Source organism: Rheinheimera sp. 4Y26, assembly GCF_025245835.1.
Classification (GTDB): Bacteria; Pseudomonadota; Gammaproteobacteria; order Enterobacterales; family Alteromonadaceae; genus Pararheinheimera.
On record NZ_JAOBWS010000010.1, the window covers coordinates 152,355 to 177,955 of the forward strand.

22 protein-coding genes and 1 tRNA gene are annotated in these 25,601 nt (G+C 49.5%); 11 read left to right on the top strand and 12 right to left on the bottom strand.

Going from position 1 to position 25,601, the window contains the following annotated elements:
* Positions 1–156 precede the first annotated feature (156 nt).
* The 4 genes from N3Z11_RS13650 to N3Z11_RS13665 all read left to right on the top strand — a co-directional run bounded on the left by N3Z11_RS13650 (position 157) and on the right by N3Z11_RS13665 (position 7,072).
* Positions 157–2,046, top strand: a complete 1,890-nt coding sequence (locus N3Z11_RS13650; RefSeq protein WP_260657746.1) for a secretin N-terminal domain-containing protein — start codon at positions 157–159, stop codon at positions 2,044–2,046.
* A 278-nt stretch (positions 2,047–2,324) separates the two neighbouring features.
* On the top strand, positions 2,325–4,070 hold the full coding sequence (locus tag N3Z11_RS13655) for a hypothetical protein (RefSeq protein ID WP_260657747.1): 1,746 nt from the start codon (positions 2,325–2,327) through the stop codon (positions 4,068–4,070).
* 103 nt (positions 4,071–4,173) lie between these two features.
* Positions 4,174–4,902 carry a DsbA family protein gene (locus N3Z11_RS13660; protein WP_260657748.1) on the top strand — a complete coding sequence of 243 codons (729 nt, stop codon included), beginning with the start codon at positions 4,174–4,176 and terminating at the stop codon, positions 4,900–4,902.
* A 160-nt stretch (positions 4,903–5,062) separates the two neighbouring features.
* Positions 5,063–7,072 (top strand): polysaccharide biosynthesis protein, encoded by a 2,010-nt coding sequence (locus N3Z11_RS13665; protein WP_260657749.1) that lies wholly within the window; start codon positions 5,063–5,065, stop codon positions 7,070–7,072.
* Here N3Z11_RS13665 and N3Z11_RS13670 read toward each other — a convergent pair.
* Together N3Z11_RS13670 and N3Z11_RS13675 are read right to left on the bottom strand one after the other, a co-directional pair.
* Positions 7,069–8,196, bottom strand: coding sequence for an MJ1255/VC2487 family glycosyltransferase (locus tag N3Z11_RS13670; protein WP_260657750.1), 1,128 nt, complete (start codon positions 8,194–8,196; stop codon positions 7,069–7,071). The two genes, N3Z11_RS13665 and N3Z11_RS13670, sit on opposite strands and share 4 nt — an antisense overlap.
* 17 nt (positions 8,197–8,213) lie before the next feature.
* Positions 8,214–8,792 (bottom strand): thymidine kinase, encoded by a 579-nt coding sequence (locus N3Z11_RS13675; protein ID WP_260657751.1) that lies wholly within the window; start codon positions 8,790–8,792, stop codon positions 8,214–8,216.
* A 211-nt stretch (positions 8,793–9,003) separates the two neighbouring features.
* Between N3Z11_RS13675 and N3Z11_RS13680 the strand changes: the two genes are divergently transcribed.
* The 7 genes from N3Z11_RS13680 (at position 9,004) to N3Z11_RS13710 (ending at position 15,810) form a co-directional block, all read left to right on the top strand.
* Positions 9,004–9,417, top strand: coding sequence for an MAPEG family protein (locus N3Z11_RS13680; protein WP_260657752.1), 414 nt, complete (start codon positions 9,004–9,006; stop codon positions 9,415–9,417).
* A 40-nt stretch (positions 9,418–9,457) separates the two neighbouring features.
* The gene (locus N3Z11_RS13685; protein ID WP_260657753.1) at positions 9,458–9,904 is read left to right on the top strand and encodes a YqaA family protein; all 447 of its coding nucleotides are present in this window, start codon (positions 9,458–9,460) and stop codon (positions 9,902–9,904) included.
* A gap of 117 nt (positions 9,905–10,021) precedes the next feature.
* Complete coding sequence (locus tag N3Z11_RS13690) at positions 10,022–10,945, top strand: peptidylprolyl isomerase (RefSeq protein WP_260657772.1); 924 nt, start codon at positions 10,022–10,024, stop codon at positions 10,943–10,945.
* A 105-nt stretch (positions 10,946–11,050) separates the two neighbouring features.
* On the top strand, positions 11,051–11,449 hold the full coding sequence (locus N3Z11_RS13695) for a DUF2750 domain-containing protein (protein WP_260657754.1): 399 nt from the start codon (positions 11,051–11,053) through the stop codon (positions 11,447–11,449).
* 325 nt (positions 11,450–11,774) lie between these two features.
* Positions 11,775–11,987: a (2Fe-2S)-binding protein gene (locus tag N3Z11_RS13700; protein WP_260657755.1), complete on the top strand. Its 213-nt coding sequence runs from the start codon at positions 11,775–11,777 to the stop codon at positions 11,985–11,987.
* Positions 11,988–12,311: 324 nt separating this feature from the next.
* Positions 12,312–13,217 carry an aspartoacylase gene (locus N3Z11_RS13705; protein WP_260657756.1) on the top strand — a complete coding sequence of 302 codons (906 nt, stop codon included), beginning with the start codon at positions 12,312–12,314 and terminating at the stop codon, positions 13,215–13,217.
* 292 nt (positions 13,218–13,509) lie between these two features.
* On the top strand, positions 13,510–15,810 hold the full coding sequence (locus N3Z11_RS13710) for a putative bifunctional diguanylate cyclase/phosphodiesterase (protein ID WP_260657757.1): 2,301 nt from the start codon (positions 13,510–13,512) through the stop codon (positions 15,808–15,810).
* Here N3Z11_RS13710 and gloA read toward each other — a convergent pair.
* The 10 genes from gloA to N3Z11_RS13760 all read right to left on the bottom strand — a co-directional run bounded on the left by gloA (position 15,795) and on the right by N3Z11_RS13760 (position 25,498).
* Positions 15,795–16,196, bottom strand: coding sequence for a lactoylglutathione lyase (gene gloA / locus N3Z11_RS13715; protein ID WP_260657758.1), 402 nt, complete (start codon positions 16,194–16,196; stop codon positions 15,795–15,797). The two genes, N3Z11_RS13710 and gloA, sit on opposite strands and share 16 nt — an antisense overlap.
* 9 nt (positions 16,197–16,205) lie before the next feature.
* Positions 16,206–16,838, bottom strand: a complete 633-nt coding sequence (nth, locus tag N3Z11_RS13720) for an endonuclease III (protein WP_260657759.1) — start codon at positions 16,836–16,838, stop codon at positions 16,206–16,208.
* A gap of 109 nt (positions 16,839–16,947) precedes the next feature.
* Positions 16,948–17,664: an electron transport complex subunit E gene (locus N3Z11_RS13725; RefSeq protein WP_260657760.1), complete on the bottom strand. Its 717-nt coding sequence runs from the start codon at positions 17,662–17,664 to the stop codon at positions 16,948–16,950.
* Positions 17,665–17,671: 7 nt separating this feature from the next.
* On the bottom strand, positions 17,672–18,304 hold the full coding sequence (gene rsxG / locus N3Z11_RS13730; protein WP_260657761.1) for an electron transport complex subunit RsxG: 633 nt from the start codon (positions 18,302–18,304) through the stop codon (positions 17,672–17,674).
* Positions 18,304–19,383 (bottom strand): electron transport complex subunit RsxD, encoded by a 1,080-nt coding sequence (gene rsxD / locus N3Z11_RS13735; protein ID WP_260657762.1) that lies wholly within the window; start codon positions 19,381–19,383, stop codon positions 18,304–18,306. The genes rsxG and rsxD overlap by 1 nt, the downstream gene beginning before the upstream one ends.
* The gene (gene rsxC, locus N3Z11_RS13740; RefSeq protein ID WP_260657763.1) at positions 19,380–21,944 is read right to left on the bottom strand and encodes an electron transport complex subunit RsxC; all 2,565 of its coding nucleotides are present in this window, start codon (positions 21,942–21,944) and stop codon (positions 19,380–19,382) included. The genes rsxD and rsxC overlap by 4 nt, the downstream gene beginning before the upstream one ends.
* Positions 21,945–22,532 (bottom strand): electron transport complex subunit RsxB, encoded by a 588-nt coding sequence (gene rsxB / locus N3Z11_RS13745; RefSeq protein WP_260657764.1) that lies wholly within the window; start codon positions 22,530–22,532, stop codon positions 21,945–21,947.
* 2 nt (positions 22,533–22,534) lie between these two features.
* Entirely contained in the window at positions 22,535–23,116 is a 582-nt protein-coding gene (rsxA, locus tag N3Z11_RS13750; protein WP_260657765.1) for an electron transport complex subunit RsxA, read from the bottom strand.
* Positions 23,117–23,281: 165 nt separating this feature from the next.
* Positions 23,282–25,204 (bottom strand): EAL domain-containing protein, encoded by a 1,923-nt coding sequence (locus N3Z11_RS13755; RefSeq protein WP_260657766.1) that lies wholly within the window; start codon positions 25,202–25,204, stop codon positions 23,282–23,284.
* 217 nt (positions 25,205–25,421) lie between these two features.
* Positions 25,422–25,498, bottom strand: a tRNA-Asn gene (locus tag N3Z11_RS13760).
* Between the last annotated feature and the right edge of the window lie 103 nt (positions 25,499–25,601).

Sequence of the window (25,601 nt, forward strand, 5' to 3'; positions counted from 1 at the left end):
CCACAATTGCTCGTAACAACAACCACGATGTTGCTGTTGTTTGGTTGCACCTCCACACCTGAAACAAAAGAAGATAACTTTTCAGTGCCATCTTCTTTTTTACAAACAGATAGCACCAACAAAAATCAATCCGAAAAACCATCTGAAGTAAAAAAGGTGCAGCCCACTTATAGCGAAACCCAGATTTCAACGCTGGGTTCAATCAGGCCTGGCTCTTCTTTATTGATTCAGTTACCTGAATTTGCAAGTGATGAACCTATCAGCCTGTCGCTGAATGAAATGGCGTTGCCACAACTGGCGCATTATGTTTTTGGTGAGTTACTGAATTTAAGTTATGTGGTGTCACCTGAAGTTGAGTCCATGACAAAAAAGGTGGCATTAAATTTATCTAAAGATATCGCCCCCAAAGAGCTGTTTGAAATTACCCGTCAGGTGCTGGCGCAGCAAAATGTCAGCGTATACACCAAAGATAATATTGTGTATCTGACCCAAAGTACCAATACCGCAGGCAATCGTTCTGTTGGCATCGGTGCCAATTTAAGTGATTTGCCTGAAGGGGGCGACCAGATAGTGCAGTTAGTGCCATACACCTTTAACTCTGTGCGTGGCATCAGCAATATCACTTCTAAATTAACCGGTGCCGAGGTGTACCCGGACACCACCAACCGTTTATTAGTGGTCGAAGGCAGCAGAGCGGACGTTGAGCGTACTTTGCAAATTGTCAAAATGCTGGATGTGCCTCATGCCCGTGGCCGTGATGTGCGGCTGTTGTCTTTGGTGTATTTATCACCGGAAGAAATGATCAAACAAGTCGGCGAGTTATTGCAGGCTGAAGGTTTGCAATTAGGCGAAGATTTGCAGCTGGTGGCGCTGAACCGGCTGAACTCTGTGGTGGTGTATGCCGCGAGTACAGTGCTGGCAGAGCGGGTATCGATGTGGGCACAAAAGCTTGATGTGGCCTCAGGGGGGGAGGTGATGCGTTTTTATGTATATCGCCCGCAATATGCCAAAGCAGACGCAATGGTGCAGGCGGTACAGGGTTTGTTGCTCGGTGCGCCAGCCCCGGGAAATCGTGCGCCAGACGCACAAAACAACAGTGGCGCCAACTCAGCACAGCGTCAAACGTCCGGTTCTGCGGGTTCTGCTTCAGGCGCTCCGACATCTGCCAATTTAGGGGCAGGTTTAAGACTGACCGTTGATAAAGCGCAAAATGCAATTTTGGTTAATGCAACGCCCAGCCGTTATCAGGAAGTTTATGCTTTATTACAGCAGATGGACCGCTTGCCGGGTCAGGTGGCGATGCAGGTGATGATTGTGGAAAAAGACATTACCGATCAGCAAGAGGCCGGTTTTAGTGGTTTTTCTTACAATAGTGCCGATGATAAAGCGAACAGTTCGAATGTCAGTTTTGATGGGGTGAATGGCAAATTTAGTTTTGGTATTTTTAATGGTGACTGGAATACCACTTTTAATCTGATTAATAAACAATCCGATACCAAAGTATTATCCCGTCCTTACCTTATTGTAAGAGATGGAGAAAGCGCCAGTATTAATGCCGGTGACCAGGTGCCTATTATTACCGGACAAAGCAACAATGATGAAACGCCGGGTATTATTCGTAACCAGGTGCAATATCGTTCAACCGGTATTTCATTTGCAGTGACGCCCACTATTAATGCCGATGGATTAGTCAGCCTCGAAGTCACGTCCGATACTTCGGCTGCTGTTCCGCTTAGTAAAGATGCTGCCGTGCCTACGCCAACCATTCGTAACCGCAGCCTGAGCACCAGTGTGATGGTGGGGTCAGGGCAAACCGTGGTGCTGGGGGGCCTGATTAAAGAAGACTTAAAAGACAGTGACTCTAAAGTACCGTTTTTTGGTGATTTGCCCTTGTTAGGTAAGCTTTTTCAATATAAAGGCAATGACATATCCCGTACCGAATTGCTTATTATTATTACGCCAAGAATAGTGCGCAGCACCTCGGAAATGGATGAATTTGGCCAAAAACTAGGCGAATTGTACAGTTTTCCGGTAGAACAGAAGTAATTGTCGATCTTTGGTAAAAAATTCAGCAATTTCAGCAATATTATAAAAAAGGTAGTTGACGTTAGGTGGGAAGGGTATATATGATTCCCTTCGTTAAATGCTCTACGGTGACTTTTGCAGGTGGTGAACGCATGCAAGCGCCGGCTGCTGTACTAAAGTCGCAGTGGTGTTTAGCACCTTCGGTTAACGGCCAGGGTCCTAGACTCATGTTAACCCAGGGACACGTGTTCCAATGAGCAGCTAAAGTTGCTTATAAATATATTACGGAGAAAAACGGAATGAAAAATTTAAAGAAAGCGCTTCTTTCTACTGCTATTTTAGCGGGCTTATCAGCAGGTAACGCGTTTGCTGGTACTGAAGCATGTTTTGAAGTGTACTCTGTAGCTGATAACGCCGGCGTAACTGCTTTCGGCGACGTATACGGCTCTGCTGCTTGTGTGGCTGAAGACGACCGTCTGGCTGCAGGTACAGCGGATCTGGCTCCAACAGATTCAATCAAAGTTGCTTACGAGCTGACTAAATCTTTAACTCTGGATTTTGACGCTGCAACTTCTGGCGGTACTGACGATCTGCACATCGTTTATATCCCAACTACCGACATCCCAGGCGGTACAAAAATCACCATGAAACTGGCTGGTGCCACTTTCGCTGGTAACTCTAACCAAATCCATTTAGTAAAAGAAGATGGTCTGAACATCGCTGCTGTAGCTTCATCTGACGGCGCTGTTGATGGTCAAAGCACTATCACTTTCATCACTAAAGCTGGTATCACTATCGGTGCTGGTACTCGTTTAGCGTTCTCTCGCATTTCTACAGGCGTAGTTGCAGACGTTGATCCAGTAGGCGTTAAATTAGAAAACGCTACTTGTACTGACGGTTCTTCTACTTCTAAAGTAACTATCCAGGCTACTGAAGCTAAGACAGACGGCGGTACTGGTTATGTAATCGCTGGTGGTCAATCAGCTGCTCAAGAAGTTATCGACTCTTCAGCTCAGTTCGTAACTTTCATCGGTTCTGCAACTGTAAACGGTCAAGTGAACGCTGAAAGCAAAAACTTCGACGACGCTTCTATCACTGCTCGTACTGAGTTCGTATACGACACAGCTTCTGACGCTGGTGTAACTCTGAAGAAAGCTTCTCTGGTTCACAAAGCTGGTTTTGCTGACCGTTTCTCTGAGTTAGACTATGCAATCACTCGTGATGCTGATGACGAATTAGAGCTGTCTTTTGTTGAATCAGCTGACGCTGGTGCTTCTGTAAAAGCAGACGTTTACAACGAGCGTGAAATCGTTGCTAACGGCGGTACTCTGTCAGCTGCATTCGACCTGAACGGTGCTACTGCTGGTACAGCGATTGACTTCGTGTCTGCTAAGCCTGCATCTGCTCAAGTTGTACTGACTGCAGACGACATTTTCACTCCAGTAGCAACTGGTGCTGAAACAGCTCCTGCTGCTTACGCTGGTGTTGATTACAACGAAGTGTTCTTCACAGTGTCACAAACTGACCTGACTAAGATCATGAACTTCAACTATGAAGTGACTGCACACGCGAAACTGAACCTGGATGCAGCTTCTGAGCTGGATCACTGTGATGTTTCTAAAGTGACTCACAAAGTTGGCGTAAACGGCGCAGTTCTGAAAGTTCCTTACACTGTAGCTGGTACTGGCAACTTCGTACGTATCACTAACGAGCACACTGTAGCTGCTGAAGTTACTGTTGACCTGTTCAGCGAAACTGCTGACGGTACAACTGGCAACCGCGCTGTAACAGCTGTTAAACTGGACAACGTTCCAGCTAAATCTTCAGTTGTTTACTATGTTCCAGACGTAGTACAAGCTGCAATGGACCAGAAATCTTACGCTGGTTCAGATGGCAACACTGTAAACGGTGCTAACGTACGTCACACTATGACTTTCACTGTTACTTCTCCGAAGAACACAGTGCACGGCGTTTCTGTACAGAAACTGTCTACTGGTCAAGACCGCGTAATGCCAGTTCTGGATCAGAACGATTGGGCACAATAATCTGATTTTTCAGGTTAATTAAGAAAACCCCGCTTAGGCGGGGTTTTTTATTGGGTGAAAGCTACTTATGTTTGGTCTGTAGCGCGATAACAGGAATTTTTTGATGAAAAGAATAACCTTGGTTGCATTGGCAGCTTTGTTTTTAACCGCTTGCCAAAGTGGCAATAATGCCGATTTGGCAGCAAAAGTAGCGGCACTGGAAGAAAAAGTAGAAAAACTCAGCACACTGCAAACTGAAATTGCCCAACGTGCCGGCATGGGCGCACTGGTGCGGCCAGAGCAGCTGGCTTTTGCTGATGGTCATCAGATAGGTCAAAACACGGCCAAAGTCGCCATGCTTGAATTCACCGATTTACAGTGCCCGTTCTGCGCCAAATTTAACCAGGAAATTTGGCCTGAGCTGAAAAAAAATTACGTAGACACAGGTAAGGTGTTGTTTGTTGCCCGGGAGTTCCCGTTGTTCAAAGCCCACCCACAAGCACCTTTTGCTGCTTTAACCTTGCGCTGTGCGGCTACTCAGAATCTTTATGCAGAGATGAAAGACTACTTGTTTGCCAATCAGGGCACGCTGAAACAAACAGAGATTGATGCGGAATTAACCAGACTGAAAGCGGATGTGGCTAAACACACTGAATGTATGACAAACACTAAGTTACAGGAAGGTGTTCGTGACTCTACACTCTATGCCGGTAAACTGGGTTTAACCTCTACACCGACGTTTTTTATCGGCCTTAACGCTGGTAATGGTGTCACAGATTATCAGGAATTGGTTGGTGCCAAGTCTTATGCTGAATTTGCCGCAGTATTGGATGCGTTACTGGCACAACAATAACACAGCCTTATACCGGTTCATTGGCCGTTAATCGGGCCATGGCAAGCTGAAACACTTCGTTAATCAGCAAGCCATGGCTTTTTTCGTTCTACAGACCATGGTAATGGATTATACTATGGCGCCTTTGATGGATTTAGTGTCGATTGTTGGAGTAAATTGGATGCTTGAATGGCTTTTATCGCTGCCCCGCTATGCAAAACGGGCAATTTCAGTGTTGGCAGATATTGTATTTTTAACCTGTTCAATGCTGGTGGCGATTTTTGTTACTCAGGAAAATGCCTACACAGCGTTATTACAAACTTTCCCAATCTTTTTATTGTCAGTGCCTATCACTATTCTGGCTTTCACTAAGCTGGGTTTATACCGTGCTGTAGTGCGTTATATTGGTCAGCATGCGCTCGGTGCTGTGCTCGCCGGCATTTTAAGTAATGCCATGATTCTGGTGATGTTGTTCCAACTGGTTGGTATTAGCGACAAAGGCAATCTGGTTTTTGTGTATGCCATTTTAGCGCTGGTAACCAGCGGTGGTTTGCGTCTGGTGGCGCGGATGTTTTTATTCCAGCGTCATAATGGCCATAAACAGCGGGTGCTGATTTATGGTGCCGGCTCTTCCGGCCGCCAATTGGCGCAAGCTTTATTTAATGGCGAACAGTTTCATCCGGTAGCTTTTGTCGACGACGACGCGACTTTGCAGCGTTCCACCATTCTGGGTATTCATGTGGGTAGCCCGGCCCAGATTGCCGCTATTGTAAAATCCAAGAACGTCAGCCGCATTTTGCTGGCGATGCCATCGGCCAGCCGCGCCCGCAGAAGGGAAGTGCTGGAGTCGTTGGATAATCTGCCTATTCCGGTGCAAACAGTGCCTGGTATGAGTGACATTGTGGACGGCTCGATGCGCATTGACGAGCTGCAGGATGTGAAAATTGAAGACTTATTAGGCCGTGACCCTGTGGCACCTAAGCTCAAACTGATGCACGCCAATATCAAAGATAAAGTGGTGATGGTGACAGGGGCGGGCGGTTCTATCGGCTCTGAGCTGTGCCGGCAGATTGTGCAGTACGAACCCACAGTGCTGGTGCTGTTTGAAGCTTCCGAATATGCCTTGTATGCCATCGAGCAGGAGCTCAGCGCTTATGTGCATGAGCTTGGGGTTGATGTAAAAATCAAACCTATTTTGGGCAACGTGCAAAAACAAAGCCGTATTCAGTCGGTGATGCAAAGTTTTAAAGTGCAGACGGTTTATCATGCGGCAGCTTATAAACATGTGCCACTGGTTGAATTTAATGTGGTGGAAGGCGTTAGCAACAATGTGTTTGGCACCTGGCATGCGGCTGAAGCGGCTATTGCTTCAGGCGTAGAAACTTTTGTACTGATTTCGACCGACAAAGCGGTGCGGCCGACCAACGTGATGGGCGCGTCCAAGCGCCTGGCAGAACTGGTGTTGCAGGCACTTTCTACCCGTCAGCAAAAAACCCGCTTTTGTATGGTGCGTTTTGGCAATGTACTGGGTTCATCCGGCTCTGTGGTGCCTTTGTTTCGTGAACAAATCCGTAATGGCGGCCCGTTAACCGTCACTCACCCGGAAATTATCCGTTATTTTATGACCATCCCTGAAGCGGCGCAGCTGGTGATCCAGGCTGGCGCTATGGGCAAGGGCGGTGATGTCTTTGTGCTGGATATGGGCGAGCCGGTACGGATTGCTGATTTAGCCCGTCGTATGGTGCATCTGATGGGGCTGGAAGTAAAAGATCAGGCGCATCCGGATGGCGATATTGAAATTTGTTTCTCCGGTTTGCGTCCGGGCGAAAAACTGTATGAAGAGCTGCTGATTGGTGAAAACGTGCGGCAAACCGCGCATCCACGCATTATGGCGGCTGATGAAGTGTCATTAAGCTGGCAGGAAATGGCCGAGTTACTGCGCCGGTTAGAGCAACATTGTGACAACTTTGCCGTGCATCAGATTGTGGATTTAGTGACAGCGGCACCTACCGGCTTTAACCACAGCAGTCCGGTCAGCGATTTAGTGGAACTGGCGGCCCGTGCTCAACCCCAGAGCCAGGCACCGAACCAAACAGAAATGCCGCTCGGTGCAAAAGCGCCGGCAGATAAAACCGGCAAACCTCTGCTGCAGCCGGTTAGCGATATCAGTGCTGCAGTGCGCGCCAGCTAAGCGCCATTCTGCTCTGCAAGGCCTTTTGGCAACAAGTCTGGCCGTAAAAACCGGCTTTGTTGCCAAAGGGCTGTGACCTCAAAACCTGGTATCCGGGTTTTATTGAACCCTGTATTGTTATTGATCACACCCAATCCCACTTTACTGACCAGCTGTGCGCATAAAGCTGCCGCCACATCGGGATACAACACTTGTTGTAATGCCCTGGAGCCTGCCAGCCAGTTGGCAATCAGCTCAGTGCTTAAGGTTTTGCATTGATGCGCCAGCTGTAATTGCTCCAGCGCTAAGGCGTTGGACTCTTGCTCCATCTGGCCTTGTAGCGGTTTTACCAGAATTTTTTTCTTCAGTTGCAGTGCTTCACTGATAAGTTCAAAACCGGCATTACTCAGCACTGCATCGGCACTGGCCAGTTGTTGTTTAAAACCCTGATGGCAAGGTGGGTAAAAGTGTAAATGCCCTTCGTCCCTGCGATTTAAGCCCGGCGCAAAAATCACAAACTGATAGCCGGACAGCGGCTTAAGCAGTTGATACACCAGCTTTTGATCTTCAAACGGCAGATAAACCAGCACTTTATTTGCTATCACTTCAGCATCATTAGCTGTAGCTGGCAAATCCAGAATAGGCGGTGCTATTGTGTTTTGCGCGCCAAAATGATGCCAGTGCAGACCCAGTTGCAGCTCTGCCGGTGCAAACAACCGGAAGATTTGCCGGCTGAGCAGGCTGTCATGCTGTTTTGGTATTGAATGCAAAAAAGCATATTGATGGCCAAGCGCAATACAAGGGGTGCCCTGACGGCGTGCGGCCCAGGCGGTGACAGGCTCAAAGTCGGTGAGCACCAGATCATAGGGCGTGGTGTTGAGCTGTTGTTGGTCTTGCCAGAGCTGGCGCAAACTGTTGCTGCGGGCACTTTGCCAATAATTGATTTTTCCGGCATGGGAAACAAAAGTTAAACCGCGGCGCCAGGCAAAGTTGCCAAAACAGTCCATATCAAACAGCGCCTGACGACAACGGCCACTGAATAAAAAATCTACTTTGACACCATGGCGCCGGAGCTGCGCGGCCATAGCTCTGGCTCTGCTGATGTGACCGTTACCCGTTGCCTGCACGCCGTATAACAGTCTCATCCTTGCTCCTTATGGTTTTATTTCCAGACCAGCTCCTTAAAATGAGCCCGGCACATTGAGACATAACGATCATTACCGCCTATTTGTACCTGCGAGCCAGCTGTTGCGGCCCGGCCTTGTTCGTCAAGGCGCACCACAAAGTTTGCTTTGCGGCCGCAGTGGCAGATTGTTTTGAGTTCAATCAGCTTGTCGGCCCAGGCCAGCAGTGCCTGACTACCGGCAAAGGTTTCACCGAGAAAATCAGTGCGAAGACCAAAAGCCAGTACCGGCACATCCAGCTTATCCACCACCTCGGTCAGCTGCTTCACCTGGGTTTTGGTTAAAAACTGCGCTTCGTCAATCAGTACACAATCCAGCGGTCCTTGCTGTTTCAACGCGCTGCAACTGTCAAAAAAATCCAATTGACTGTCAAATACCAACGCATCCATCGACAAGCCAATCCGTGAGCTGACTTTGCCAACACCATATCTGTCGTCCAGCGCGGCGGTATAAATGGCCGCTGTCATGCCTCTTTCCTGGTAGTTGTAGGCACTTTGTAACAAAGAGGTGGATTTGCCGGCGTTCATTGCCGAATAATAAAAATAAAGCTGAGCCATCAGTAATTCCTGCGCAAAATGACGGCGCAGTATAACAAGCTGCAGCAGATAACCAAATGCTGCCTGGCAAAGATGGCAAAAGCATGTGAGCGACGTGACAAATCCATGACGATTGCCGATAAATTTTGCCGCTTGCGTTAAATGGCGATGGAGTAAGGCCTTTGAATGTTTTACTCTGCAGTTTCGGTTTGATTGCAGCAAGGAGCTGAATATGGACAAATTTTTGGTGTTAACAGTGGCGGCGCAGGTGCTGCTGATAAGCATCGTGATGGTGATTATGGGGCGGCGTCGTTTTGCAGCTGCACGCAATAAAGAAATTCATCATTCCGCCTTTCGCACTATGGATTTAGCCGGCGCTAACGAAAGTGTGATCACCGCCAGCCGCAACTTTGATAATCAGTTCCAGATGCCGATGTTATTTATTTTTGCCGTGTTATTTACCCTGCATTTTGGCCTGGCAGATTTGGTGTTTGTGTTACTGGCGGCGCTTTTTGTGGCGCTGCGGTTATTGCACACTGTGGTGCATATCACCTCCAATCATGTACGGATGCGGTTTAATCTGTTTTTGCTTAGTTGTGTGGTGCTCTGGTGTTTCTGGCTGCGTTTGGTCGTGAAACTGTGGTAACTGATTCTCTGGTAACTGAATACCAGGCAGGTTTTTCCCGATGAATACCGCGGTCTGGCCCTGGTTAGGGCTGCTATTCAGTGCCTTTAGCTCGGCCACTGTGTTGCCGGGCAGCTCGGAAATAGTGCTGGGAGCCTTATGGTGGCAGGGGTATAACCCTCTGATGCTTTGGGCTATTGCTACTTTTGGCAATGTCAGCGGCTCCTGTCTGAACTGGTGGCTGGGCTCACAGTTGCTGCGATTTTCGCATAAACGCTGGTTTCCGGTGGATGCAGAGCAGCTGGCAAAAGCACAGCGCTGGTATCAGCGTTGGGGCTCAGCGTCATTATTATTAAGCTGGGTGCCAGTGGTGGGCGATCCCCTTACCATAGTGGCCGGTGTGATGCGGATGAAATTATGGTTGTTTGTGCCGCTGGTACTGCTGGCCAAAGGTAGCCGTTATGCGCTGTTATTGCTGCTGGCGGATCAGCTGCTGCCAAAAGGTTAAACAGGCTGAAAAACAAGCTGCAAAAGTCCAGTCTGGAGTGCTCATGTCATAGCTTCACAAGAACAGCGACACAAGAACAGTAACAACAAAAACAGACACAACAGGGAAATACAGGTGATGTTAAACAACAGATTGGGTTTTAAGCTGTTATCAGCAGCGGTTTTATCGGGGGGGATCTCGACGCCGGTTTTAGCAACTGAGCCGTTAAAGGATGGCTGGCTGGATATTCCGCAGCAGGAGCTGGTGTATTTGCAGCTGGAGCAGGGCAGCCTTGCTCAGGCGACTCCAGGGCAAAGTTCTGTGGCACAGGCCACTGTGGTACTCAAGCTTGCCACTGAATTTACCCCCAAAAATACTGCTGCTTTTAAACAGTTGGTGCAGTCCGGTTTTTATAATGGCCTGGAGTTTTACCGGGTCATTGATCAGTTTGTGCTGCAAGCCGGCTTGATGGAAGGGGAAAAACACCCATCAGCTGTGAAAACCGACTGGCCCAAACTTCAGGCAGAATTTAGCTGGCCGGTGCGCCCAAGCGATGCTTTTACCCTGGTACAACAACCGGATTTGCTGGCCAGTCAAACCGGTTTTCGCCATGGTTTTGCCCTCGGCCGGGGCGAAGGGCAAGAGTGGCTGATCCATTGTCCGAACGTGATAAATATGGCGCGCAGTGAAGATGCCAATAGTGCCACCACAGATTTTGCACTGATGCAGGGCCAGGCACCCCGGCATCTGGATCGGAATATGTCGATAGTGGCCAAAGTGATTTGGGGCGGGCCATGGCTCAATCTGATCAAAAGAGGTGAAGCAAGCGCAGGCGGCATTATTGCCAAACAGCAAGGCCGAAGCCGTATTGTCAGTATGACTCTGGGCTCTGATCTGAAACCTGAAGCACAACTGCAGTTGCAGTGGCTGGACACCAGCAGCCCAGAGTTTCAACAGCGGCTTCAACAAAGCAGGGAGCGAGCTGCCAGCTTTTTCCACCATAAAGGCAATGGTGCGCTGGATATTTGTTATCAGCAGGTGCCTGTCAGGCTGAAGCCTTAGCTGTTAAGGCTGCAAACGGCGCTTGAATAAAAGCGCTAGGCGAAAAGCCGACTTTGGTTCATCATATCGGTCATGATGTTTAATTTGCGATAAAAAGGTAATTTTATGGAATACACCCTGACAGCTGACGAAATCAAAAAAGTCACGCAACTTGATGCCGAACAGCGCTACGAATATTTTATTAACGCAGTGGCCGATCTGGAAAAAATCTGGATCCTGACCGACGACGAAGGCTTTGTGCTGGTGACTGCTGAAGACGAACGTTGTATTCCGGTATGGCCACACGCTGAAATTGCCCAGTTATGGATTGAAGGTGATTGGGCCAACTGTCAGGCGCAGGCGGTGGATATCAGCACCTGGCTGGACAAATGGACTGCAGGTTTAGAAGGTGACGAGCTGTCGGTTGCCATTTTCCCGCATGCCGATGAGCCAGGCATTGTAGTGCCGCCATCTGAATTGCAGGAAACCCTGCTGGAAGTGATGCAGGAAGATAACAGCCACTAAGCTGTGTTTGCAAAATACCAAAGCCGGCCTGATGCCGGCTTTTTGTTTTCCGGATCAGGCTGAAGCCTGCGGTGGCTATGCTGGCCAGCTGTTGATTGTTGTTTTTTAACTTGTTGTGCTGCGCTTGTGGTTATGTTCGCAAATATTGTCGCAAAATCTACCGCCATAACCTTTTAGATGATGCTCCCGCTAACTGGAATAGCTTTATCGCTGCTGTGGTATTGTTGAAATTTTCAGCGTTATTGATGATTCCGCTATTGATAATTGTTCTTAATTAGATTACCATGGCCGCGTTTTTCTGAGCTTGGGTAAGAGCGGAGCTGTTATGTACGTTTGTGTCTGTAAAGCAGTGACTGATAAAACCATCAAACAAAAAGTTGCCGAAGGTTTGTGCTCGATGCGCGAGCTGAAACAATGTTTGGGTGTGGGCAGTCAATGTGGCAAATGCACCAGTTCTGCCCAGGATCTGTTAAACCGTACTTTATCTGTACAAATGATCCCATGCCGTGTGATTGAACAACAACGGCCTGCTGCTTAAATCATTGCTGCCTTTTCACCTCCAATCCGATATTTTTTGCGCGCTTAGGCCGCCTGTATCAGGTTCTGAGCTACAGTTTTGTCTTGATGTAACACTGCGAGCAATAATTCTGCGTTAGCTTTGACAGGGCTCTGGCTGAGCAGCCTGATATCACACATCATAGCTTGCCATCATTCTGCCCCGGATGGGTTGTTCGCTAATGAATATCTATATATTCTGCATGAATATCTGTTTTTTATTCAAAGTGCCAGCCGGCTCGGGCATAATAACGGCCTCTTCGCCGCTTCAGAGCTGCATTGGTTATTTTATCTTGATGAGGTCTGTATGAGCACAGCTCCAAACCCGGTTATCCGCACTGTCGCTATTGTTGGCGGTACCCATGGTAATGAATTTTCAGGTATTTATTTGCAGCGCCGTTATAACGCCGAGCCTGCATTGATGCAAAGACCAAGCTTTTCCTGCCGTACCTTGTTTGCCAATCCAATGGCACATCAGGCTAATAAAAGATATCTGGACAGCGATTTAAACCGCCAGTTTAAAACTGCCGATTTAGCTGACCCAAGTCGTTGTAATTACGAACAAAGCCGGGCCAAAGTGATCAACGCTGAGCTTGGCCCCAAAGGGTCGGCAAAAACCGACTTTATTATCGATTTACACAATACCACCAGCAATATGGGGCCTTGCCTTATTCTGACTCAGCCAGGCCGTATTTATAATTTGCTGGCCGGTTACATCAAACTGAAAATGCCAGAAGCCATTATTTCCAGAGATGAAGACCACTTTGCCGCAGAAGATCATGCGCTGTTATGCACAGTCGGCACTTATGGCGTTATTGTGGAAGTCGGGCCACAGCCACAGTCTGTGTTGCGTCAGGATGTGCTGGAACAAATGCATGAAATGACACAGCATATTCTTGATTTTATTGAGCATTACAACAATAACTCTTTGCCGGCTCTGCCGGAGCGGGTCGAAGCTTTCCGGTATTTACATAGCATCAAGCTGCCGCTCAATGCCGCTGGCGAGCGTCTTGGTATGGTGCATAAAAATATTCAGGACCGCGATTACCAGCCGATAGTGCCCGGGCAGCCGCTTTTTACCTTATTTGATGGCAGCGAGCTCTGTTACGACGGCCAAGATGTGGTCTATCCGACTTTTATTAATGAAGCTGCTTATTACGACAATAATCTGGCAATGTCTCTGAACGAAAAAGTCTGGATTGAGGTGAAATAAACCGGATCGGCGTGTAATTTGTTTATCTGCAGCCTTTTGCTGGTTAAATACAAAAGGCTGAGGTTTTATCATCCTGTTGCCAGTTTATTTACCCTGTTTTTACCTTGAGATTGTTATCCTGTTGCTGTGTTGGCGGTTTTGCTGTGGGAGCCGGATATTTTTATTGGCTGCAGCAGACAAAACTGCCGCTTTTATTGAATATTAGCTAGAATATCAAGCAATTGCGCTTTGTCTTGTATCAGGCGCGCCGCCAGTCAGCACCTGAATATTTCGCGCAGAGGAACTATTACTGATGAAAGATATGGTACTGGTATCCTTTGTGGTTGACCTGCTGTTTGGTTTCCTGCTGTTGTTTTTATTTATGCTGCAGCGCCGCGACCGCCACGCCCTGTTCTGGGGGCTGGGACACCTCAGTTTATCGCTGCTGATTTTATTCTGGTATCTGCCTGCCGCAGCTTTGCCGTTTCCCTGGTTAAAACACGAATTAATGACCTTACTGGCTTTTGGCGGCTGGTGTGGTTATTGGTTTGGCAGCCGTTGGGTGGTGGCTTATCAGCTAACCTCCTGGCGCCGTGAGCTGGGACTTTTTCTGGTGCTGGCTTTGTTGCTGCGCCTGAGTGTGGAAGTGGCTGATCCTTTTGCCTCTGCCGTGTCGGTCACGGCCTTGTTGCATTATTTTGTGATGACAGTGATTTTTGCTGCCGGTGGTTATTGGCTATGGCAAAGGTTACCTGAGTATCGGGGGTTGGCGGTGATTTTCTGGATACGCAGCCTGATGACGGTGGTGATGCCTTTTGCGGTGGCATTTGAGCTGCAGGTGAATCTGGTGATGGCACTGGCCTCTGTTGCCAAAATTGCTTGTTTGCTTGGATTTGTCTATTTGCTGTTGGTGCAGTCTAAAAGGCGTTACAGCGCCATTATCGACAGTTTAAGCCACGGTTTTTTTGTGCGGGATAAAGCCGGCACTATAGTGCGGGCCAATGATAAAGGCGCAATGTTACTTGGTTTTTCCAGCCGTGCTGACATTGAAGGCCAGAGTGTCACCCGGGTGTTACCAAGATTAAGCCAGCTGATGGCGGATGCGTTTTTCGCCAGGCTGACTGAGCCTGGGAGCAAAGCGCCTTATATTGATGAAGCTGTAGTGACTTTGTGTAACGGCAATCTGCTGGAAGCTGAATTTATCAGTTCGCCTTATTCTGAATATGGCCAGCTGTATTGCCTGGTGCAGCTTCTGGATATTTCCGAACGCAAAGCCCAGCAGCGTGAGCTGCTTAAAGCGGCAGCGACCGATCGCATCACAGGGCTGATGAACCGCAATGCACTGGCCGATGAGCTGGATAAACTATTACAGCAGCAGCGGCCGCACGCCTTGTTGTTGCTCGACATCGACCATTTTAAACGCATCAACGACAACTTTGGCCCTCAGCTTGGGGACAGCTTGCTGCAGAAGGTGGCAGAGCGGCTGCAAGCCCGTTTTGCCCCTTTAATGCTGGCGCGTTTTAGTGGTGATGAATTTGCCATGTTATGGCCGCTACAGCCCGATGTTGCTGCTTCCGAGCAGTTACAACAACCGCTGGCGGCGCTGCGGGCCATGTTTGAACCTGTGTTTGTGCTCAATGATTTGCAGGTGCTGCTTAGCTGCAGCATCGGCATCAGTCTGGCGCCGCAGGATGGCGACAGCAGCGATACACTGATTAAAAAAGCCGATATTGCCATGTACAGCGCCAAACAGCAGGGCAGGCATAGTTTTGCCTTTTTCAGCGAGCCGATGCTGGAGCGCTCCAGGCAATTGTTGCAGCTGGATAATGAATTAAAACAAGCCATTAGCCGCAACGAACTGCAGCTGTTTTATCAGCCGATAGTGCAAAGTGGCAAAGCCGGCTTTGTCAAAATGGAAGCCTTGTTGCGCTGGCATAGCAGCAAGCTGGGGCTGGTGAGCCCGGACCGTTTTATTCCGGTGGCGGAAGACAGTGGTTATATTGTTGAACTGGGTGACTGGGTATTGGCGCAGGGTTGTGCCCAGCTTGCCAAATGGCAGCAACAATGCAAAAAACAGCTGACGCTCAGCATCAATATTTCTGCGCTGCAACTGGACAATCAACAGTTTGTGCCAAGGCTCACCGGGTTACTGGCGTTTTATCAGCTGCAACCTTGCCAGCTGGAGCTGGAAATTACCGAAAGGGTGCTGCTGGATGATTCCGGCGAAAGCCGTGCTGTGATGAGACAGCTGGCGCAGCTTGGCGTGTTGATTTCGCTGGATGATTTTGGCACCGGTTACAGCTCTTTGAGTTATTTAAGCCGTTTTGCGCTGCATAGTCTGAAAATAGACCGCTCTTTTGTGCAGGCGATGTTTGACGGCGAGCGTCACGAACATCTGGTACGGGCCATAGTGGCGATGGGGCAGAGTTTGCAATTAAAACTGGTGGCAGAAGGGGTAGAGACCAAGGAGCAGGCGGCGTTTTTACAACAACTGGGTTGTCATTATCAGCAGGGGTTTTATTACGCCAAACCGCAAAGTGCTGATGACATCAGTCTGCGCCTGACGCAGACTGATGCAGGTAAAGCCGAAGGGCCGGATTATAATGTCTGGTAGTTTGCCTTTTTCTGGATCAGTTCAATGGCATAGTTGTCCGGATCGCGCACAAAAGCAATTTCAGTGCTGCCGCCTTTCACCGGGCCGGGTTCACGGCTGATCACACCACCACGCGCGCGAATATCGTCACAGGCTTTGTACACATCCTCCACTTCCAGTGCAATATGGCCAAAAGCAGTGCCAGCTTCATACTGAGTCACGCCATAGTTGTAGGTCAGCTCCAGCACTGCACCATCTTTTTCATCGCTGTAACCAACAAAAGCCAGGGTGTATTTATATTCCGGATTGTCGGACTGACGCAGCAGTTTCATACCCAGCACTTCGGTGTAAAAAGCGATAGAACGCTGTAAATCAGTGACCCGCAGCATGGTGTGTAAAATCCGCATTTGATGCTCCTATTCGGTTTTGTCTTTAAATTCGCATAAGTCTTCCACCAGGCAGCTACCACATTTGGGTTTACGTGCTGTGCAGGTGTAGCGGCCATGCAAAATCAGCCAGTGATGTACATCGAGCTTAAATTCACCCGGTACCACTTTCAGTAGTTTTTGTTCTACTTCATCGACATTTTTGCCGGGTGCAAAATTCATTCTGTTGCTGACCCGGAAAATATGGGTGTCCACCGCGATAGTGGGCCAGCCAAAAGCGGTGTTCAGCACCACGTTGGCGGTTTTGCGGCCAACACCTGGTAAGGCTTCCAAAGCTTCGCGGTTTTCCGGTACCTCACCGCCATGTTGCTCCAGCAAAATGCGGCAGGTTTTGATAATGTTTTCCGCTTTGGTATTAAAAAGGCCAATGGTTTTGACATAGTCTTTCACGCCGTCCAACCCAAGTTCGAGCATGGCTGCTGGTGTGTTGGCCACGGCGTACAGCTTGCGGGTGGCTTTATTCACGCCCACATCTGTGGCCTGCGCCGACAACAATACGGCGATTAACAGCTCAAAAGGGGAGCTGTATTCCAGCTCAGTGGTTGGTTTGGGATTGGCATCGCGCAATCGGGTTAAAATTGCAATACGTTTTTCTTTATTCATCAGAGGCTCTGCAAAGGCTGTACTGCGTGTTTTGCGCCACGCAGTCTGTGATCTGCCGGACGCTGAGGTTTTTAATGGCTTTAAACATCAGCGCAGTGTAACCGGTTTGTCAGTTGCCACCGGCCGCACTTTCAGCACCGGCGCTGTGGGTCACTCTGGCGCGGGTAATAGTTTTGACCTGTTGCTGCTTTTTCTTCTGCCGTAAATCAATGGCATTTTTGGCGGCAATTAAACAGCCGAGCACTAAAAAGGCTCCTGGTGGCAGTATGGCCAGTAAAAAGTGGCTGTCACTCTGGTACAGCTCTACTCTGAGCACAGTGGCCCAGCTGCCGAGCAGTGCATCTGCGCCGTCAAATAAGGTGCCCTGGCCCAGCACTTCGCGCACAGCGCCCAAGGATGCCAGTACAGCGGTAAAACCCAGTCCCATCATCAGGCCATCCACAGTGGCCGGTAAAATGGCATTTTTAGAGGCAAAAGCTTCAGCACGACCAATCACAATACAGTTGGTGACAATCAGCGGAATAAAAATGCCAAGCGATTGATAAAGTGCATAGGTATAAGCATGCATCAGCTGCTCTATAGCGGTCACCACAGCGGCTATCACCATGACAAATACCGGAATACGGATTTCGTTCGGCACCTGATGGCGAATCAGCGACACCACAAAGTTAGTGCTCATCAGCACCAGCACAGTGGCAAGCCCTAAACCTAAAGCATTGGTCAGCGTAGAGCTGGTGGCGAGCAATGGACACAAACCCAGCAACTGCACCAGCCCCGGGTTATTTTGCCAAAGACCCTGCCGGGCTATTTCCTGATATTGATTCATCAAAACCTCATTGCCCCTGGATGTGACAGTCAGATGGCTGCGACATCAGTTCAGGATGTTGTTTTAAATACAAAGCGGTGCGTTTAACGGCAGCTATCAGCGCTCTTGGGGTAATAGTGGCACCGGCAAACTGGTCAAACTGACCCCCATCTTTTTTAACGGCAAATCTTTTATCGTCTGCACCCTGTATTTGTTGCTGCGCCAGACTGTGGATCCAGTCACTTTTGCGGGTTTCTATTTTATCGCCAAGACCTGGTGTTTCTTTATGATTTAACACCCGAACGGCCAGCACTGTGCCCTGTAAGTCGATGGCCGCCAACAGCTGAATATTGCCGCTATAACCATCCGGCGCTGTGGTTTCCACCACAAATGCCGGCGTCTGGGCTGCAGAGCGCCAGCGATACATTTTGGCTTCCGCTTGAAAAAACACTTCTGGCAGGCGCTGCACCACACAGTCTTGCAGCAGCTCTGGGGCTGCCGCGCCAGGCGGCAACACTTCCTGAATTAACCTTAATTTTTCCAGTTCAGTCTGACGGGCAATTTCAGGTGCCGTCAGCTGGTTAATGCTGCTGACCAAAGCCACACAAATAGCTGCCGCAGTGCCAAGCAGCAGCGCATTCTTACTGACAAACCTCAGCATCAGTGCACTCCCTTATGTTTGTGGGAATTGGGTCTGTGACCATAGGTTCTGGGTCTGGTGTAATAATCAATTAAAGGTACAGCCAGATTGGCCAGCATCACGGCAAAAGCAACGGCGTCCGGGTAACCGCCAAAACGGCGGATCAGAAAAATCAGCAGGCCAATTAAGGCGCCGTAAATCAGCCGGCCGCGCTCAGTGGTCGAGGCCGACACCGGATCTGTGGCAATAAAAAAAGCCGCCAGCATAGTGCCGCCGGAAAACAAATGAAACAGCGGGCTGCCGTTGCGATCAGCATCTATCAGATAAGCCAGTAAACTACAAAGCGCGAGGCTGCCCAAAAGTGCAGCAGGAATACGCCACTGAATAATTTTTTGCTGCAATAACCAAAGCCCACCGGCTAAAAACGCCAGATTCACCCAGTTCCAGCCAATGCCGCCAATAGCTGCAAAAATTTTATGTTGCTGGCTTTCGGTTACGGTGCGACCTGCGGCTAAATCGGTTTTTAAAGTGTCCAGTGGTGTCGCCATCGTCATGCCGTCGGCATCGGTTTTTAGTTGCGTCATGCTGTAACCGGCACAGCTGAAGTTGGTAAAGACGGTGCATACCGGATCGAGCACATGTTGTTGCTGTGCCTGTAAACTTTGTGGCGGCAACCAACTGGTCATTTGCTGCGGAAAGGAAACCAGCAGCAACACATAAGCCGCCATGGCCGGATTAAATAAATTATGGCCCAAACCGCCATACAGCTGCTTCACCACAATAATGGCAAAGGCAGTGCCCAGCACTATGATCCACCAGGGCGCAAAAGGCGGGATGGCCACAGCCAGCAACACGGCTGTCAGTAAAGCGCTGTTGTCTTTGAGCCGCACCAGTACAGGTTTACCCCGCCAGTACAGGATCAGTGCTTCACTGGCCAGCGCAGTGCTGATGGCAAGCAATAACTGGAGCAATACGCCAAAACCAAAAAAATAACACTGGGCCGCAATACCCGGAATACAGGCCAGTACCACTTTGCGCATCAGCACATGGGTTTGCTGCTGGCTGTGGTTATGCGGCGAACTGGCTATTCTGAAACTCATGCCTCATCCTCGGAATTGTTCTGGTCTGTAGCGGCTTGTTGTCTGGCCTTTGCTCTGGCTATGGCGGCAGCAATAGCCGCTTTTTTGGCATCCAGCTGGCTGTTTTCTGGCGGTGAGACAAGAGCGGTTGCACTTTCTGTTGCCGCGATATTTTCCGACTGTTGCCTCGCTTTGGCACGGGCTATGGCCGCAGTTAATGCCGCTTTTTTGGCTTGTTCTTTATCACCCGGTACTGCACTGCTCTGGGTAGACGAATCTTCGGCCGAAGTTGTTGTGCTGCTCGCTGGCTCAGAATCTGTTTCTGTATCTTTTGGCTCCGGCTCTGGTAAAGCGTCAGGCTGAGGCAAAGTGCCTGGTGCTGCATTGTCGCCTGCCGCTTGTGCGGCTTTTTTCGCTTTGGCACGGGCGATAGCGGCGGCGACAGCTGCAGCTCTTGGATCTTCAGCTGTTGCGACAGCTTGTGCTGGCACCTCTTGTGTTGCAGGCGCTTGTTCGGCTGGCACAACAGCAGCACCTGCACTTGCATCGGCACCAGCAGCTGCGGCTTTTTTCGCTTTGGCGCGGGCAATAGCGGCAGCTACTGCCGCAGCTCTTGGATCTTCAGCTGGTGCAACTGGTTCAGCCGTCGTATCGGCAGCAGTCCGTTTTGTTGCGGGCTCAGTGTCAGCTGCTACTGCTGCGGTTGCGGCTTTTTTCGCTTTGGCACGGGCAATAGCGGCAGCCACAGCAGCGGCGCGCTCATCACCGGCTTCGGCCCTTGCATCCGGCCTTGGATCTGTGTTTGTCAAAGGCACTGCGCCAGGCTGTTCTGCAGCTTCAGTTGTGGCCTTTTTGGCTTTGGCACGGGCAATAGCTGCGGCAACAGCAGCTGCTCTGGCATCGCCAACTGGCGTATCGCTCAGTTCGGCAGTGGCGTGAGTTTGAGCTGTGGCTTGAGCCACCTGTTGCTCTTTAGCGGCCTGGTAAGCGCGAGCTTCGGCTTTTTTACGTTCGCGCTCGGCGATAATCTGTTCTTTGGACAGTGGCTGCTGCGCAGGATGGCTGCTGGCTACCCGCTCTGCCGCAGCGGCAATTTCCTGTTGTTTTTGCTGGGCATCCAGCATTTGCTGACGCTGCGCCGCTAATGCCTGATTGCGCGCTGCGCGCTCTTGTTTTTCTTTTTCCAGCCGCTCGTTGCGCGCTTCAAACCTGGCTTTAGCCTGTTCGGCTTTGAGCTCATCACGGCTTTGTTCACGAATTTCGGCTTTGGCAATACGGTAATAATGCACCAGCGGAATTTCGCTTGGGCAGACATAAGCACAGGCGCCACATTCAATACAGTCGGCCAGGTTATATTCTTTGAGTTTGTCCTGATCTTTGGCTTTGCTGTACCAGAGCAGTTGCTGTGGCAACAAAGTGGCAGGGCAAACTTCGGCACAGGCGCCACAGCGGATACAGTCCATTTCCGGGCCTGCCGATGGTAACTCCTGTTGGGTTGGCGCCAGAATACAGTTGGTGGTTTTCACCAGTGGCACCGACAAGGAGGGCAGGGTAAAGCCCATCATAGGCCCGCCCATAATCACTCTTTGCTCGGGCTGTGGTATAAAACCACAGGCGTCCAGCAGCGCGCCGACCGGCGTGCCAATCAACGCATGCATATTTTGTGGCTGGCTCAGGCTGTCACCTGTCACTGTAACAATACGCGAAATCAGCGGTATATCTTCCAGCACTGCCTGCGCTATGGCAAAAGCAGTACCTACGTTTTGCATCACAATGCCAATGTCGAGCGGCCTGCGGCCAGCAGGCACTTCTTTACTGGTGAGCAGCTGGATCAGCTGTTTTTCACCGCCGGACGGATATTTGGCCGGTACCACCCGCACCAGATACTGCTCGCGCTGGCTACAGGCGGCCTGCATGGCTGCAATGGCATCGGGTTTGTCATCTTCAATGCCAATCAGCACTGCAGCCGGGCTTAACAGCTGACATAAAATATCAATGCCTTTGACAATAGTAGTGGCGTACTCCTGCATCAGTACATCATCGGCACTGATATAAGGTTCACACTCCACGGCGTTGATGATCAGATAATCAACACCGGCTGCACCACCACTTTTCAGATGGGTTGGAAAACCGGCGCCGCCCATACCGGCAATACCGGCCTGCTGGATACGTTTAAGTAACAGCGCTTTGTCCGATTCCAGTAAGTTCAGGCCATGACGCGGCCGCCACTCTTCCAGGCCATCCGGTTCAATCACCACACAAGGCTCGGGCAATGCAGAAGGGTGCGCCGCTATATGAGGTTCAATGGCTAAAACGATGCCCGAAGTTGGCGCATGCACAGGCACTGCCATGGCGCTGTCAGCGGCGGTCAGCGCCTGACCTTTGAGCACACGTTGGCCGGTTTTTACCAATAAAGCACCGGCTACACCAATATGCTGGCGCAGCGGCACATATAAACGTTCAGGTAATGACAAACGGCCAATAGGTTTTTGACTGGTGTAGTCTTTGCGGGCCGGTGGGTGAATACCACCATGAAAATCCCACAACTTGCCTGCTTTAATTTGCTGAAACAAGGACGGCACTTAGTTTGTCTCCACCAGATTTTTGCTCACCGGATTGGCGTCTATCACCCGTACAGGTATGGCCTGTAAATCCCATTTCCAGCGTTCCACTGTGCCCGGCAGCGGCACCATATCAATACAGTTCACCGGGCAAGGCTCAACACAGAGATCGCAGCCGGTACATTCATCCACTATCACAGTGTGCATTTGTTTGGATGCGCCCACTATGGCGTCTACCGGGCAGGCCTGAATACATTTGGTACAACCAATACATTCATCTTCGCGGATATAAGCCACTCTTTTGATGGCCGGCGTCTGACTGCTGTCGAGCGGTGTAGCGGCTACGCCCATCAAATCGGCCAGCTTTTTAATAGTGGCATCGCCACCGGGCGGGCATTTATTAATGGCATCGCCATTGGCAATAGCTTCTGCATAAGGACGGCAGCCCGGGTAGCCACACTGGCCACACTGGGTTTGCGGCAGGATATCGTCAATTTGATCCACCAGCGGATCAGCTTCCACTTTAAATTTAATAGCGGCGTAACCCAGCACTGCGCCAAAAATCAGCGCAAGCAGCGTAATGGCGCCAAGGGCGATCACAATCGACATGGTTACACCTTCACCAGACCGGTAAAACCCATAAATGCCAGCGACATCAGGCCTGCGGTGATAAGACCAATGGCGGCACCTTTAAACACAACAGGAACGTCGGCGCTGGCAAGGCGCTCGCGCATGGCAGCAAAGAGCACCAGTACCAGCGAAAAACCGACAGCGGCACCAAAACCATAAACGACAGAACCCAGCAGACCGTGATTGGCTTTTACATTTAACAGCGCCACGCCCAACACGGCGCAGTTGGTGGTAATCAGCGGCAGGAAAATCCCCAGCAAGCGGTATAAAGCAGGGCTGGTTTTATGCACTACCATTTCGGTAAATTGCACTACAACGGCAATCACCAGAATAAAACTTAAAGTGCGTAAATAGCCAAGATCCAGTGGCGCCAGAATATAACTGTCCACCAGATAACTGCACAAAGACGCCAGCGTCAGTACAAAAGTGGTGGCCAGACACATGCCAATTGCGGTATCGAGTTTGTTTGACACGCCCATAAAAGGGCAAAGGCCAAGAAATTTTACCAGTACAAAATTATTGACCAGTATTGTACTGACGAGTAAAAGCAGAAATTCAGTCATCATCACATCATCATCTGGTGGTCAGACGGGCGCAGTGTCATCAATAAAACCGGGCTGGCACGGGCCTGTTATTTTGGGTGCGCTATTATGCGGTCTTTAAAAGCAGCAAACAACCCGACAGAAAACAAGGTTGTTTGTTGTTTGCTTAAATTTACGGCAAGGCGCTCAGAGCGGCGCCGGTTTGCCGATGTAATAGCCCTGGGTGCCGTCAATAAATAACGATTCCAGCATATGTTTTTCTTCCTGCGACTCGACACTTTCGGCCAGCACACCAACACCAATGCGGTGGGCGAGGTCGATCATCAGCCGCATAAAGTATTGATTGTTTTTATCTTCATCAATATGGCGGGTATAACTGCCGTCCATTTTGACAAAGTCGGGTTTTAAATCACGGAAGAATTTAAAGGAGGTAATACCCACGCCAAATTTTTCCACCGTTAAACGGCAGCCGCAGCGGTGCAGCATGTCGATAAATCTTTTACTGGTTTTTAAATTTTGCTGCAGGCCATATTCGCTGACTTCAAACACCAGTTTGCTGGCAATGGAGGCATCTTTGAGTAACCGGCGTTCCAGCCAAATTACAAACTGATCATCATGCACACAACGGGGTGATAAGTTCAGACCAAAATACTGATCCTGCATATTGCGGTTTTTAATGGTGGTGAGCGCAGTTTCGATAATCAGCCGGTCGACTGCGATAATTTTATCCAGCTTTTCTGCCATGGCTAAAAAGGACGCTGTGGGTAAAATCTGATCTTCAATGGTTTTAAAGCGCACCAGAATTTCTGAATAGGTTTTTGACGAACGGTTCGACGGCTGCACTGTTTGTAACAACAACGAAATACGGCTGTTGTCCAGCACATCGTCAATGACATTTCGCCAGTTCTGATTGCCATAACCGCCAATGCCAATTTCACCCACTGCACTGTCTTTTTGCACATGCCAGCTGTTGCTTTGTTTGGTTTGCGCCAGGCTGATGGAGGTGTCGGCAACAGCCAGAATTTCACCCAGCGGTTTGCCGGTTTCGTAGCTGACCAGGCCGGTATAAGCCACCGAATCCAGCTCAGCAATTTTTTGGTATTCGTTTAAGCGGCTTTGCAGCTGAGTGGCAAAGTTTTCCGCGTCTTTCAAAGTAACGCGCGGCAGCATAATGGCAAAATCGGAGCTGTTCAGCCGGTATACTTTATGATCACGATAGCTGGCGGCTACTTTTTGGATCAATTCACTGACAGACAGAATGTATTTGTCGCCTTCCTGAAAACCACGGCTCTGGTTGATATTTTGCAGTTCAGTACAACGGGTAATGGCAAAAATACCAAAATCTTTTTCACTGCCTTCGCGCAGATGTTCTTCATAAAATTGCACAAAACGGTTGCGGTTCGGCAGGCCGGTAATAGAGTCACGAAAGGCGTCTTCTGTCACCTGTTTGGCAGTTTGTGACATTTCGTTAAACTGTTGCTGGCTAAACTCAGAAAATTTGTTCAGTGACAGTGCCACATCTTCAAATTCATCGGTTAAATCCTGCGTTTGCAGCTCAGCCGCCGGGTCGCGCATAAAACGTTCAATAGCATGACTGATGTTGTAACTGACTTTACGCAGTTGTGCTTTTAATAACAGTGGCGTCAGTATGGCTGGTAATAAACATAAAAATAACGGTGCCAGTAACGTCATCCAGAACGCTTGCAGGAATACGGCGTTAGAGCGGTCAAAATCCGGAATAAATTGCAGTTGTAACTGGTGTTCGTCGTTTTTAATCACCGCAGCTTTTTGTTCGATACCGGTCAGGCTGAAAATTTGTTCCAGCAGGGCAGAACCGCTGCTGGCATTATTGTGTTCATGCAACACAGTGCCGTCCAGTTTGCTTAGCTGCAGCATTTGCGGATTAGTGCTGGCGCGGATTTGCTGCACCAGGGTTTTATAATCTTCGCCAACAAAATTTTTCAGCAGCTGCGTTAAAGCTATTTTCTGGCGGTCATAACTTTCTTTGACATGTTGTTGTTCTGTCGTCACCAGTGCACTTAACACTATGGCAAGCAGCAGTAGTACGCAGACAAATTGGGCAACAAGCAGGGTCCGTAACATTTTCATAGCGGCGCACTTTCCAATTTTCGCAGGGATCAACTCAACTATAGACGGCATCCTGAATGAACAGGAACTAAAAAGTCCTATAAGTTCAATTAAAACAAAAAATTGCAGTGAAATAAACAGACTTTACGCCGGTTGGCAGATTAAAGAGGTGAATGCAGCGAAATACCACAAAGAAAGTGGGAATTTATAAAGAAGATAAAAATATTGATACTTTAGGTGGCTCCCCAGGTTGGACTCGAACCAACGACCTACGGATTAACAGTCCGCCGCTCTAACCGGCTGAGCTACTGAGGAACTGAAATAACTTGTTGTAAACTACAGTGGCTCCCCAGGTTGGACTCGAACCAACGACCTACGGATTAACAGTCCGCCGCTCTAACCGGCTGAGCTACTGAGG